This window comes from Methylibium sp. Root1272, assembly GCF_001425905.1.
Taxonomy (GTDB): Bacteria; Pseudomonadota; Gammaproteobacteria; order Burkholderiales; family Burkholderiaceae_C; genus Methylibium.
In genome coordinates this window covers 63,542-74,835 of sequence record NZ_LMDY01000004.1, presented here as the reverse complement: position 1 = coordinate 74,835, position 11,294 = coordinate 63,542, and the positions used below count along the sequence as shown (strand labels likewise).

At 69.6% G+C, this 11,294-nt stretch carries 13 protein-coding genes; 6 read left to right on the top strand and 7 right to left on the bottom strand.

Annotated features, from left to right (window positions below; translation table 11 throughout):
• A partial coding sequence (locus ASC67_RS05165) for an alpha-hydroxy-acid oxidizing protein (RefSeq protein WP_162245602.1) occupies nt 1-249 on the top strand: 249 nt, incomplete at its 5' end.
• Nucleotides 250-289: 40 nt separating this feature from the next.
• Here the strand turns inward: ASC67_RS05165 and ASC67_RS05160 are convergent.
• The 3 genes from ASC67_RS05160 to ASC67_RS05150 form a co-directional block, all read right to left on the bottom strand.
• Entirely contained in the window at nt 290-1,096 is an 807-nt protein-coding gene (locus ASC67_RS05160; RefSeq protein WP_056316005.1) for a DNA-binding domain-containing protein, read from the bottom strand.
• Nucleotides 1,093-1,953 (bottom strand): DUF692 domain-containing protein, encoded by an 861-nt coding sequence (locus ASC67_RS05155; RefSeq protein WP_056315999.1) that lies wholly within the window; start codon nt 1,951-1,953, stop codon nt 1,093-1,095. The genes ASC67_RS05160 and ASC67_RS05155 overlap by 4 nt, the downstream gene beginning before the upstream one ends.
• A gap of 87 nt (nt 1,954-2,040) precedes the next feature.
• Entirely contained in the window at nt 2,041-2,298 is a 258-nt protein-coding gene (locus ASC67_RS05150; RefSeq protein ID WP_056315997.1) for a hypothetical protein, read from the bottom strand.
• 316 nt (nt 2,299-2,614) lie between these two features.
• Here ASC67_RS05150 and ASC67_RS05145 point away from each other — a divergent pair, with 316 nt between their 5' ends.
• Nucleotides 2,615-3,154 carry a TRAP transporter small permease subunit gene (locus ASC67_RS05145; RefSeq protein WP_056315994.1) on the top strand — a complete coding sequence of 180 codons (540 nt, stop codon included), beginning with the start codon at nt 2,615-2,617 and terminating at the stop codon, nt 3,152-3,154.
• Nucleotides 3,151-4,656 carry a TRAP transporter large permease subunit gene (locus ASC67_RS05140; protein WP_056315991.1) on the top strand — a complete coding sequence of 502 codons (1,506 nt, stop codon included), beginning with the start codon at nt 3,151-3,153 and terminating at the stop codon, nt 4,654-4,656. Before ASC67_RS05145 ends, ASC67_RS05140 begins: the two co-directional genes overlap by 4 nt.
• 3 nt (nt 4,657-4,659) lie before the next feature.
• Here the strand turns inward: ASC67_RS05140 and ASC67_RS05135 are convergent, their stop codons facing one another.
• Both ASC67_RS05135 and pmbA read right to left on the bottom strand, forming a co-directional pair.
• Nucleotides 4,660-5,742, bottom strand: coding sequence for a TRAP transporter substrate-binding protein (locus ASC67_RS05135; RefSeq protein ID WP_056315989.1), 1,083 nt, complete (start codon nt 5,740-5,742; stop codon nt 4,660-4,662).
• Between the two features lie 133 nt (nt 5,743-5,875).
• On the bottom strand, nt 5,876-7,243 hold the full coding sequence (gene pmbA / locus ASC67_RS05130) for a metalloprotease PmbA (protein ID WP_056315986.1): 1,368 nt from the start codon (nt 7,241-7,243) through the stop codon (nt 5,876-5,878).
• 116 nt (nt 7,244-7,359) lie between these two features.
• Here pmbA and yjgA point away from each other — a divergent pair, with 116 nt between their 5' ends.
• Nucleotides 7,360-7,935, top strand: a complete 576-nt coding sequence (gene yjgA / locus ASC67_RS05125) for a ribosome biogenesis factor YjgA (RefSeq protein ID WP_235566228.1) — start codon at nt 7,360-7,362, stop codon at nt 7,933-7,935.
• The gene (gene mog, locus ASC67_RS05120; protein WP_056315980.1) at nt 7,928-8,542 is read left to right on the top strand and encodes a molybdopterin adenylyltransferase; all 615 of its coding nucleotides are present in this window, start codon (nt 7,928-7,930) and stop codon (nt 8,540-8,542) included. The genes yjgA and mog overlap by 8 nt, the downstream gene beginning before the upstream one ends.
• Before the next feature lie 22 nt (nt 8,543-8,564).
• Here the strand turns inward: mog and cysE are convergent, their stop codons facing one another.
• Both cysE and ASC67_RS05110 read right to left on the bottom strand, forming a co-directional pair.
• Nucleotides 8,565-9,335 carry a serine O-acetyltransferase gene (gene cysE / locus ASC67_RS05115; protein WP_056315976.1) on the bottom strand — a complete coding sequence of 257 codons (771 nt, stop codon included), beginning with the start codon at nt 9,333-9,335 and terminating at the stop codon, nt 8,565-8,567.
• 79 nt (nt 9,336-9,414) lie between these two features.
• Nucleotides 9,415-10,134: an RNA methyltransferase gene (locus tag ASC67_RS05110; RefSeq protein WP_056315972.1), complete on the bottom strand. Its 720-nt coding sequence runs from the start codon at nt 10,132-10,134 to the stop codon at nt 9,415-9,417.
• Nucleotides 10,135-10,283: 149 nt separating this feature from the next.
• Here ASC67_RS05110 and ASC67_RS05105 point away from each other — a divergent pair, with 149 nt between their 5' ends.
• The gene (locus tag ASC67_RS05105) at nt 10,284-11,270 is read left to right on the top strand and encodes an inositol monophosphatase family protein (RefSeq protein ID WP_056315969.1); all 987 of its coding nucleotides are present in this window, start codon (nt 10,284-10,286) and stop codon (nt 11,268-11,270) included.
• The last annotated feature ends 24 nt before the right edge of the window (nt 11,271-11,294 follow it).

Sequence of the window (11,294 nt, the reverse complement as noted above, 5' to 3'; positions counted from 1 at the left end):
GACGGGGGGATCCGCTCGGGGCAGGACGTGCTGAAGGCGGTCGCCCTGGGGGCGCGCGGCACGATGATCGGGCGGGCCTTCCTGTACGGGCTGGGCGCAATGGGTCAGGCCGGCGTCACCCGCGCCCTGGAGCTCATCCGCAACGAGCTCGACATCACCATGGCCTTCACCGGCCATACCGATATCACGAGGGTCGGGCGCGAGATCCTCGTGCCCGGCAGCTACCGCGGAGCGGGCGAGCCGTCCTGATCGCCCGGCGGCGATCCCGCGCTGCGGCGACGCGCGTTGCTCAGACCTGCACGGCCGCGATCAGGCCTTCGGCGAGCCAGCCCTGCAGTGCCGCGACGACCGCCGTGGCCGCATCGGCCTCGCCGACTGCGGCTGCCGCACGGGTGCACAGCACCGCGAACGGCTGGCGGTCGAACACCGCGCGCAGCAGCATCGCCTCCAGTCTCTCGAGCGAACGCCAGCGCGTCTCCAGGTCCGGTCGCCAGGTCAGCAGGCAATGTTCGCTCGGCTCGGGTTCGGGCAGTGCGGGCTCGCCGTCGGCTGGCTGCACCGTCTGCGCCTTCAGTGCACGCCACAGCGGTTCGACGGACCAATGCAGCGTCACCAGCCGGACGCTGGGCAGCAGCACGAAACGCAGGCCGGGCCAGGCCTGCGCCTCGAGCGCCTGGAGCGCCTCTGCCCGGATGGGCACCGCATCGGCGGCATCGAAGGCCGTTCGCAGCGCCCACTCCATGCGCGCCAGATCGGCCAGCGACGGGTGCAGCGCCAGCGCCGGCCGGGCCTGCATGAAGTCGGCCAGGTACTCACCGAACCAGCGGATCGACGGATGCCGAGAGGGATAAGCCGACAGATAGGCCTGCGCCAAGGCGTCGAAGGCCTCGTCACCCATCACCCGCGGCAGCCCCTCGTGGTTCTCGCGCAGCGCGGCGACGAGGCGAGCGCGGTAGGCATGGCGGTAGATGTGCAGCAGCGAACCGCCGGCACGCGACCGCAGCAGCCCGCCGGCCGATGTCGCCTCGGCAAGGTCGTCCTCGACGACGGCGCGGCTCAGCCGCCGCTGCTGCTCGATCAGCAAGCCCGCGCTCATGCCGTCATCTCGCGCACGTCCCGGTCGGCCCTCGCCGCGGACAGCGCGCCGGCCTGAACTTGCCGCGCCACGTCGAGCTCGGCCACCAGCTCGCCCAGGGGCGGGATGCGGTCGTCGCGCTCGATCATCGTCGGCACCGCGCCGAACCGCTGCGTGGTGTAGTCGTAGAGCTTCCACACGGCGTCGCACACCGGGTGGTCATGCGTGTCGATCAGGTGGCTGCCGTGGTCCTCGTGGCCGGCCAGATGAATCTGCCGCACGCGCTCGCGCGGCAGGGCGTCGATGTAGACCCGCGCGTCGAAGCCGTGGTTCACGCTGCTGACATGGACGTTGTTCACGTCGAGCAGCAGGTCGCAGTCGGCGCGCCGCGCGAGCTCGGCGACGAACGTCCACTCGCTCATCTCGTCGGCCTCGAAGGCCACGTAGCTCGACACGTTCTCGAGCAGCAGGCGACGGCCGAGGTGGTCCTGCACGCGCGCCACGCGCTCGCACAGGTGGCGCAGGGCGGCCTCGGTGTAGGGCATGGGCATCAGGTCGTGCAGGTTGTGGTGGTCCACGCCGGTCCAGCAGAGATGGTCGGAGATCCACGCCGGCTCGATGCGATCGGCCAGCGCCTTCAGCGCGCGCAGGTACTCCGGGTCCAGGTCGTCGGCACTGCCGATCGACAGCGACACACCGTGCATCGCCATCGGGTAGTCGCGGCGCAGGCGGTCCAGGTGCCGCAGCGGCGCGCCGCCCGGCAGCATGTAGTTCTCCGAGATGACCTCGAGCCAGTCCACCGCGGGCCGCCGTTCGGCGAATGCCGCATAGTGTTCGGGACGCAGTCCCAGGCCGAAGCCTTGAAGCGCGATGCTCATCGGAGTGGGCACAAGGAAGCACGGGCGGCAGGCGGGCCTGCGCATCGGTCGGGCCGATGCGCAGGCCGCATGGCCGATCCGTCTGGGCTACTTGGCGACGGTCCCGCCGGCGTCGGTGCATTCCTTCGCCGACTTCTTGCTGACCCAGCCCTGGCCCTTGCAGGTGTTCTGGCCCTTGCAGGCGCTGCTGGCGGTCTTGCACTCCGACGTGCCCTTGCAGCTGTTGACGCCGGCGCAGTGCACAGAGCCGCTATCGGCGGCCTGTACCGTGGTGCTGACGGTGCCCATGGCAAACAGGGCGGCGGCCGCGCTGGCAATCGCCAGGCCAGACTTGAAATTCGTCATGTGGATCTCCTTCGGGTGGATGGTTGCGGAACGGCAGGCCGGAGGACGTCGTCGCACTCCGTGCACTGGCCCTCTTCGGTCGCACCTGGCGGCGTTTACTTACACCGGGATCGAATCAGGCACGCAGGGGTTCTGTACGCAGCGCAAGCGGCTCCGGATGCGGTGCGATCAGGCTGTACTGTGACCACAGACACAGCCGCGTCCAGCCGGACAAACGCGCAAGGCCCTGCACGATGGCCCTCTAGAATCGTTCGGCCTCGCAGTGACCGATCCCGCATGACTTCCTGACGAGCCGCTGTCACCCGAGAAATCGCCGATGAGCGCCCTGTCCCGAATCCTTTCGCCGATCGACGCCCTCAACGACCGCTTCGCCTGGTTCGCGCAATGGGCCGTGCTGGCCTGTTGCCTGATCAGTGCCGGCAATGCGCTGGTGCGCTACGGCCTCGACTACAGCTCGAACGCCTGGCTCGAGATCCAGTGGTACCTGTTCGCCGCCTGCGTGATGCTGGGCGCGTCGCAGGTGCTGCGACTCAACGAGCACGTGCGCGTCGACGTGTTCTACGGTCGCCTGTCCAGCCGCGGCAAGGTCTTCGTCGATCTGTTCGGCCTGGTCGCTTTCCTGATGCCGGTCGTGTTGCTGATGCTGTGGCTGTCGCTGCCGCTGTTCTGGCGCACCTACACCAGCGGCGAGATGTCCGGCAACGCCGGCGGCCTGATCCGCTGGCCGGTGATGCTGATGTTGCCGCTGGGCTTCGCGCTGCTCGCGCTGCAGGGGCTGGCCGAGATCGCCAAGCGCATCGGCTGGTTGCTGCACCGCCACGAGATGGACACGCACTACGAGCGCCCCCTCCAATGACGATGGAGCAGTTCGCCCCCCTGATGTTCGCGGGGCTGATCATCGTGCTGCTGATCGGCTTCCCGGTCGCGTTCTCGCTGGCGGCCTACGGACTGCTGTGCGGCTTCATCGCGATCGAGGCGGGCTGGTTCCCGCCCGAGTTCATGTCGGCGCTGCCGCTCAACGTGTTCGGCATCCTCAGCAACGACCTGTTGCTGGCCATTCCCTTCTTCACGCTGATGGGCGCCGTGCTCGAGAAATGCGGCCTGGCCGAGGACATGCTCGATTCGATGGGCCAGCTGTTCGGCCCGGTGCGCGGCGGCCTGGGCTACTCGGTGATCATCGTCGGCTTCGTGCTGGGCGCCATCACCGGCACCGTGGCCGGCCAGGTGATCGCGATGGCGATGATCTCGCTGCCGGTGATGATGCGCTACCGCTACGACATGCGCTATTCCACCGGCGTGCTGGCCGCATCGGGCACGATCACGCAGCTGGTGCCGCCCTCGCTGGTGCTGATCGTCATGGCCGACCAGCTCGGCCGCCCGGTCGGCGACATGTACAAGGGCGCCTGGGGTCCGGCCATCCTGCAGGTGCTGCTGTTCGCGGCCTACACCTTCGTTCTGAGCCGCCTGCGCCCCGCCGCCGTGCCCGGCGTGCCGAAGGAAGCGCGCACGCTGAGCGGCGGCGCGCTGTGGATCAAGTGCCTGCGCGGCATCATCCCGTCGGCCCTGCTGATCTTCGCGGTGCTCGGCAGCATGGGCGGCCTGCCCGGCATGGACCACGCGATCGCGACGCCCACCGAGGCTGGCGCGATGGGCGCGGTCGGGGCCTTCCTGCTGGCCGCCCTGCACCGCCGCCTGAGCTGGCCACTATTGCGCGATGCACTGGCGGGCACGATGCGCATCACCGCGATGGTGGTGTTCATCCTGATCGGCTCGCGCGTGTTCTCGCTGGTGTTCCAGGGCGTCGACGGCGGCAAGTGGGTCGAGCACATGCTCTCCGGCCTGCCCGGCGGTCAGATCGGATTCCTGATCGCGGTCAACGTCTTCATCTTCTTCCTGGCGTTCTTCCTCGACTTCTTCGAGATCGCCTTCATCATCCTGCCGCTGCTCGCGCCGGTGGCCGACAAGCTCGGCATCGACCTGGTGTGGTTCGGCGTGCTGCTGTGCGTGAACATGCAGACCTCGTTCATGCACCCGCCGTTCGGCTTCGCGCTGTTCTACCTGCGTGGCATCGCCGATTCGCTGTTCAAGACCGGCAAGCTGCCGCGACCGGTGCCGTCGCGCGACATCTACCTCGGCGCCCTGCCCTGGGTGATGCTGCAGCTGCTGCTGGTAGTGATCGTGATCTTCGTGCCGGAGACGGTCACGGTCTTCCTCGACAAGGAAGAGAAGATCGACCTCGACAAGGTCCGCATCGAGATGCCGGTCGATCCGTCCGACACGGCGGCCTCGGAGCCCGACCTGGACGAACTGTTCCGCGACCTGCCACCGGCGGCGGACCCGGCCGCCTCGGCCCCCTGAGGCTCAGAGCTTCTGCGACTGCATGAAGCGGTCGAAGGTCGCCTCGGTGAAGCGGAACCACACGTTCTGCTCGGCGCGGAACTTCGCGTAGTCCTCCCACACCTTCTTCCAGGACGGGTTCTTGGCCGACAGGTCGGCGTAGATCTGCTCGGCCGACTTGAACGCCGCCGTCATCACGTCGGCCGGGAAGGGCTTGAGCTTGGTGCCCGAGCCGACCAGCTGCTTCAATGCCGGGGGATTGCGTGCGTCGTAGCGAGCCTGCATCTCGATGTGCGACTGCGCCGCGGCCGCCTCGATCATCGACTTGTAGTCTGGCGTCAGCGCCTCCCAGGCCTTGTTGTTGATGAAGAAGTCGAGCTGCGGCCCGCCCTCCCACCAGCCCGGGTAGTAGTAGTTCGGCGCCACCTTGTTGAAGCCGAGCTTGAGGTCGTCGTAGGGTCCCACCCATTCCGCCGCATCGATCGTGCCCTTCTCCAGCGCCGGGTAGATGTCGCCGCCCGGCAGCGACTGCGGCACCACGCCGAAGGGCTCGAGCACGCGGCCGGCAAACGGGTTGCAGCGGAACTTCAGGCCCTTGATGTCGGCGATGGACTTGATCTCCTTGCGGAACCAGCCGCCCATCTGCGCGCCGGTGTTGCCGCCGGGGAAGTTGACGATGTTGTACTTGGCGTAGAACTCGCGCATCAGCTTCAGGCCGTTGCCGTCGTACATCCACGCGGACATCTGGCGGGAGTTCAGCCCGAACGGCACCGCGCAGCCGAGGCAGAAGGTCGGGTCCTTGCCGTAGAAGTAGTAGGGCGCGGTGTGGGCAATGTCGACGGTGGCGTTCTGCACCGCGTCGACCACGCCGAAGGCCGGCACCAGTTCGCCGGCGGCGTGCACGGAGATCTGGAAACGGCCCCCGCTCATCTCGCCGACCTTCTTCGCGAACAGCTCGGCCGTGCCGAAGATCGTGTCGAGCGACTTCGGAAAGCTCGACGCCAGCCGCCAGCGCAGGGTGCTCTGCGCGTGCACGACCGCCGGTGCGGCCCCCGAGGCGAGCACACCGGCGAGGCCGGCCCGTTGCACGAAGGAACGGCGTTGCATCAAGGACGACTCCTGGAGAGGGAAGGAAGGGCGGAAGGATCGAAAAGATTCTAGGAGCGCCCTCCGCGGCCCGGCGTGGGGCTTACCCGCCGGGCAGGCCCCGGCACACGGACATTCGATGCCGCCGCCGCTCTCAGCTGCCGGCGATCTTCAGGCGCTCGATCAGCACCGAGCCGATGGTCTTGCCGCCCATCGTGTAGGCATCGGCACCGACCGCGACGATCCGGCGCAGCATCTCGCCCAGGCTGCCGGCGATGGTGATCTCGTGCACCGGGTGGACGATGCGGCCACCCTCGACCCAGTAGCCGGCCGCGCCGCGCGAGTAGTCGCCGGTCACGTAGTTGACGCCCTGCCCCATCAGTTCGGTGACGAACAGGCCGCGGCCGAGCTTGCGCAGCATCGCATCGAGATCGTCGCCCGGCGCCGTGAGCCGGCTCGTCAGTGTGAGGTTCTGCGAGCCGCCGGCGTGGCCGGTGGTGTGCATGCCGAGCTTGCGCGCCGAGTAGCTCGACAGGAAATAGCCTTCGGCGCGGCCGACGGCCACCACCCTGCGGGCGCGCGTGCGCACGCCCTCGTCGTCGAACGGTGCGCTGGCCTTGCCCTTGGGCAGGTGCGGTTGCTCGTCGATGTCGACGTGGTCGGGAAACACCGGCTTGCCCAGGCAGTCGGCCAGGAAGGTGGCCTTGCGATAGAGCGCGCCGCCGCTGGTGGCCTGCACGTAGGCGCCCAGCAGGCCGGCGGCCAGCGTGGACTCGAACAGCACCGGCACCTCGCAGGTCGCGATCTTGCGACCCTTCAGCCGCGCCAGCGTGCGCTCTGCGGCATAGCGGCCCACGGCCTCGGGCGAGGCCAGGTCGGCGGCATCGCGCATCGAGCTGTACCAGGCATCGCGCTGCATGTCGTTGCCCCGGCCGGCGATCGGCGCCACCGACAGCGAGTGCCGCGAACTGGCATAGCCGCCGCGAAAACCGCGCGAGTTGCCGGCCACGAAATGCGACTGCTGGACCGAGACGCCGCAGCCGTCGGAGTTGGTGACGCGCCGGTCGGTCGCGAAGGCGGCCCCTTCGCAACGCAGGGCCAGCTCGATGGCGCCGGCAGCGTCCATCGCCCAGGGGTGGTAGAGGTCCAGATCCCGGGCGGCTTCCTCGGGCGTGGCCAGGTCGGCCGCGTCGGGCAGGCCGGCCGCCGGGTCCTCGGCCGTGAAGCGGGCGATGTCGTAGGCCGCGCGCACCGTCTGCTCCAGCGCGGCGCGCGAGAAGTCGGACGTGCTGGCGTTGCCGCGCCGCTGGCCCAGATAGACCGTGACGCCCAGCGACTTGTCACGGTTGCGCTCGACCGTCTCGGTCTCGCCCTTGCGCACCGACACCGACAGACCGGCGCCCTCGCTGACCTCGGCCGCCGCATCGCTGGCCCCGAGCCCGCGGGCCACCGAGAGCGTGTCGTCGATCAGCTGCTCGAACTGGGCTCGACTGTGGGCAAAACCTTCGGGGGTGCGGGACATGGCGGGCGGGACCTGGAAACTGCGGGAGGGTGGCCGCAGGGCAGGGCCTGCGGCGCGCAACTATGATAGCCAGCGCCCTCCGGCGTTCCCCCCTTTTCCCTGATGCCCGCCCCCGCTTGAACACCGAAACGAACGAACCGGACGACGACGATGCGTCCGAGCGCCCCAGCAAGACCGCGCTGAAGAAGGCCATGCACGAGCTGCAGGCCCTGGGCGAAGCGCTGATGACGCTGCCCGACGCCCGCATCGACGCGATCGGCCTCGACGAATCGCTGCGCGACGCGGTGCGCACCGCCCAGCGCACGAAATCCCACGAAGGCCGCCGCCGCCAGATCCAGTACCTGGGCAAGCTGATGCGCCGGACGCAGGACGCCGGCGGCATCGAGCCGATCCGCGAGGCCGTTGCCTCGTTCCAGCTCGGCCACGCGAAGGACGCGCTCGCGCTGCACGAGGCCGAGCGCTGGCGCGCCGAGCTGTTGGCCAGCGACGACGCCCTCACCCGCTGGACCGCCGCGCACCCGCGCAGCGACCTGCAGCAACTGCGCAGCCTGATCCGCAGCGCGCGCAAGGAGGTCGTCCCGGAGCTGCCGGGCGGTGCCGCCCGCCACGGACGGGCTTACCGCGAGCTGTTCCAGCAGCTGCGGAGCGTGCTCGCCGAACCCGGACACGGGGAGGAAGAAAGCAATGACTGACGCCGCCGCCTCGGGGTTCGACCCCGTCACGATCGGCCTCGTCTCGGTCAGCGACCGTGCCTCGAGCGGCGTCTACGCCGACCAGGGCGTCCCGACGCTGCAGGACTGGCTGAGCCGCGCGCTGAAGAACCCGGTCACCTGGGTCACGCGCCTGATCCCCGACGAGCAGGACGGCATCAGCGCCACGCTGCGCGAGCTGGTCGACGACGCGCGCTGCGACCTCGTGCTGACCACCGGCGGCACCGGCCCGGCGCCGCGCGACGTGACGCCTGAGGCCACGCTGGCGGTCGCGCACAAGGAGATGCCGGGTTTCGGCGAGCAGATGCGGCAGATCTCGCTGCGCTTCGTGCCCACCGCGATCCTGTCGCGCCAGGTGGCGGTGATCCGCGGCAAGGCGCTGATCATCAACCTGCCCGGGCAGCCCAAGGCCATCGCCGAGACGCTGCAGGGCCTGCCGGACGCCAGCCCGCCGGCGCACGGCATCTTCGCGGCCGTGCCCTACTGCATCGACCTGATCGGCGGGCCTTACCTCGAGACGGACGAGACAGTCTGCAAGGCCTTCCGGCCGAAGTCGGCGGTTCGCGCGCCCCGCCCGGGCGGCGGCTGAAGTACCCGCCGAGGCGTCGGCGTCAGCGCACCAGCTGGTTCAGCGCCGCGGCGTCGAAGTCCTCGCGGGTCTGCGCGTCGCTCGGCACGCAGTCGCCCGCGGCGCTGCGCTTCGACAGCGTCTCGACCGCCGCCCACAGCATCGCGATCTGATGCTCGTGGCCCGAGGCGTTGTCGATCAGGCCCTTCATCGCCTGCGCCACCGGGTCGTCGCCCTGGCTCACGCCATAGGCCGAGAAGCCCATCTTCGCGGCCGCCGCCTCGCGCTGCACATCGACTGCGTCGTGCAGGATGCGCGCCGGGTTGCCGACTGCGGTGGCGCCCGCCGGCACCGGCTTGACGACCACCGCGCCCGAGCCGACCCGCGCGCCGTCGCCGACCAAGAAACCGCCGAGCACCTGCGAATTGGCGCCGACGATCACGCCCTTGCCCAACGTCGGATGCCGCTTGGCGCCCTTGTAGAGCGAGGTGCCGCCGAGCGTGACGCCCTGATAGATCGTGCAGTCGTCGCCGATCTCGGCCGTTTCGCCGATCACGACCCCCATGCCGTGGTCGATGAAGACACGCCGGCCGATCGTGGCGCCCGGATGGATCTCGATGCCGGTGAGGAAACGGCCCAGGTGCGAAAGGAAACGACCGAGCCAGTGCCAGCCGCGCGTCCAGCAGCCGTGCGCCAACCGGTGCACCGCGAGCGCATGCAGCCCCGGATAGCAGGTCAGCACCTCGAAGCCCGTGCGGGCGGCCGGGTCGCGCTCGAGGATGGTGGCGATGTCTTCGCGGAGGCGGCTGAACATGTCGTCGCTCTTCAGGTTGGGCCAGGTCAGTGTAGCCAGCCGCCCCGCCGCCTGAAGCCGGCGGGGGCATCGCGGCGGCTCAATGTTTGAGCATCGAGGTGGCGATCCCGCGCAGCAGGTGCACTTCTTCCTCCGTCAGTTGGGCCCGGTTCAGCAACTGGTTCACCCGCGGCAGCAGCTTCTTCGGTGCCGCCGGATCGAGGTGCCCGATGTGCACCAGCGCCCGCTGCCAGTGATCGAGCAGTCCTTGCACCGCCGTGGCGTCGGCCAGCGCCGGGTCGGGCGTGCGGGGGGTGACGGGGTAGCCGCCGAGCGCCTGGCGCCAGTCGTAGGCGATCAACTGCACCGCCTGCGCCAGGTTCAGCGAGCCGTAGTCGGCCGGCGTCGGAATGCTCAGGCAGCTGTGGCAGCGGTAGACGTCCTCGTTGGCGAGGCCGTAGCGCTCGGAGCCGAACACGAAGCCCACGCGCTGGTGGCCGGCGGCGAGTTCGGGGAACAGCGCGCGCGGCGCAAAGGTCTTCGGGCCGAAATCGCGCGGCGTCATCGCGGTGGCGCAGGCGTGGCTCACACCCTCCAGCGCTTCGGCCAGCGTCGCGACGACGCGGGCGCGCACCAGGATGTCGGCCGCGCCGCTGGCCAGGGCCACGGTGTCCTCCTGCACCAGCACGTCGGCATGGCGGGGCGCGACCAGCACCAGGTCGGAAAAGCCCATCACCTTCATCGCCCGCGCCGCCGCGCCCACGTTGCCGGGATGGCTGGTGCCCACGAGGACGAAGCGGGTCGGGTCGGCAGGCGGCATCGGCAAGGGCGGCTAAAATTCCATTATCGACGTGGCCCTCGCGGCCCTTCGCCCCGGTGCGCCATCCACGTCGCCCGCCGGTCCCCGCGTTCTTTGTCCCCGCCAGTCCTCCTCCGTATCTCCTGCCCCGTCAGCCGCGAGCGCCCGCCATGTCCCAAGCCCTGCACCCGATGCTCAACACCGCCGTCAAGGCCGCACGCACCGCGGGGGCGCTGATCAACCGGGCCTCGCTGGACATCGAGCGCGTGACGGTGACGGCCAAGTCGCACAACGACTTCGTGACCGAGGTGGACCAGGCGGCCGAGGCCGCGATCATCGAGACCCTGCTCGGCGCCTACCCCGGCCACGGCATCCTCGCCGAGGAAACGGGCCGCACCCACGGCGCGAAGGACAGCGACTACCTCTGGATCATCGATCCGCTCGACGGCACCACCAACTTCATCCACGGCTTCCCGGTCTACGCGGTCTCGATCGCGCTGGCCTTCCGCGGCCAGATCCAGCAGGCGGTGGTCTACGACCCGTCGCGCAACGACCTGTTCTACGCCTCCAAGGGGCGCGGTGCCTTCCTCAACGACAAGCGCCTGCGCGTCAGCAAGCGCAGCCGGCTGCTGGAGTCGCTGATCGGCACCGGCTTCCCGTTCCGCAAGGGCGACAACTTCAAGCGCTATCTGAAGATGTTCGAGGAGGTCATGCAGCACTGCGCCGGCCTGCGCCGCCCCGGTGCCGCCGCGCTGGACCTGTGCTACGTGGCCGCCGGCTGGTACGACGGCTTCTTCGAGACCGGACTGAACCCCTGGGACATTGCCGCCGGCTCGCTGATGATCACCGAGGCCGGCGGCCTGATCGGCAACTTCACCGGCGAGTCCGACTACCTCTACCAGCGCGAGATCGTCGCCGGCAACCCGAAGATCTATGCGCAGCTGGTGAGCATCCTCGCGCCCTACACCCGCATCATCAAGGATGACGAGGCGAGCGCCACGGCGCCTGCTGGCTCTGCGGCCGTGCCGGACGCCACCGCGGCCTTCGTCGCGAGCGCCGACGCCGACGCTCCGGCCGCCGCTGCGCCGAAGAAGGCACCGGTGCGCATCCGCAAGGCCGACCTCGCCAAGGCCAAGGACGACGACGCCCCGTTCTGAGCCATCGCCGTTGCGTCGCCCCGC

Coding starts and splice junctions, on each gene's coding strand:
- ASC67_RS05160 (WP_056316005.1), bottom strand. CDS start 1,096: ATGAGCGCGGGCTTGCTGATCGAGCAGCAGCGGCGGCTGAGCCGCGCC.
- ASC67_RS05155 (WP_056315999.1), bottom strand. CDS start 1,953: ATGAGCATCGCGCTTCAAGGCTTCGGCCTGGGACTGCGTCCCGAACAC.
- ASC67_RS05150 (WP_056315997.1), bottom strand. CDS start 2,298: ATGACGAATTTCAAGTCTGGCCTGGCGATTGCCAGCGCGGCCGCCGCC.
- ASC67_RS05145 (WP_056315994.1), top strand. CDS start 2,615: ATGAGCGCCCTGTCCCGAATCCTTTCGCCGATCGACGCCCTCAACGAC.
- ASC67_RS05140 (WP_056315991.1), top strand. CDS start 3,151: ATGACGATGGAGCAGTTCGCCCCCCTGATGTTCGCGGGGCTGATCATC.
- ASC67_RS05135 (WP_056315989.1), bottom strand. CDS start 5,742: ATGCAACGCCGTTCCTTCGTGCAACGGGCCGGCCTCGCCGGTGTGCTC.
- pmbA (WP_056315986.1), bottom strand. CDS start 7,243: ATGTCCCGCACCCCCGAAGGTTTTGCCCACAGTCGAGCCCAGTTCGAG.
- mog (WP_056315980.1), top strand. CDS start 7,928: ATGACTGACGCCGCCGCCTCGGGGTTCGACCCCGTCACGATCGGCCTC.
- cysE (WP_056315976.1), bottom strand. CDS start 9,335: ATGTTCAGCCGCCTCCGCGAAGACATCGCCACCATCCTCGAGCGCGAC.
- ASC67_RS05110 (WP_056315972.1), bottom strand. CDS start 10,134: ATGCCGCCTGCCGACCCGACCCGCTTCGTCCTCGTGGGCACCAGCCAT.
- ASC67_RS05105 (WP_056315969.1), top strand. CDS start 10,284: ATGTCCCAAGCCCTGCACCCGATGCTCAACACCGCCGTCAAGGCCGCA.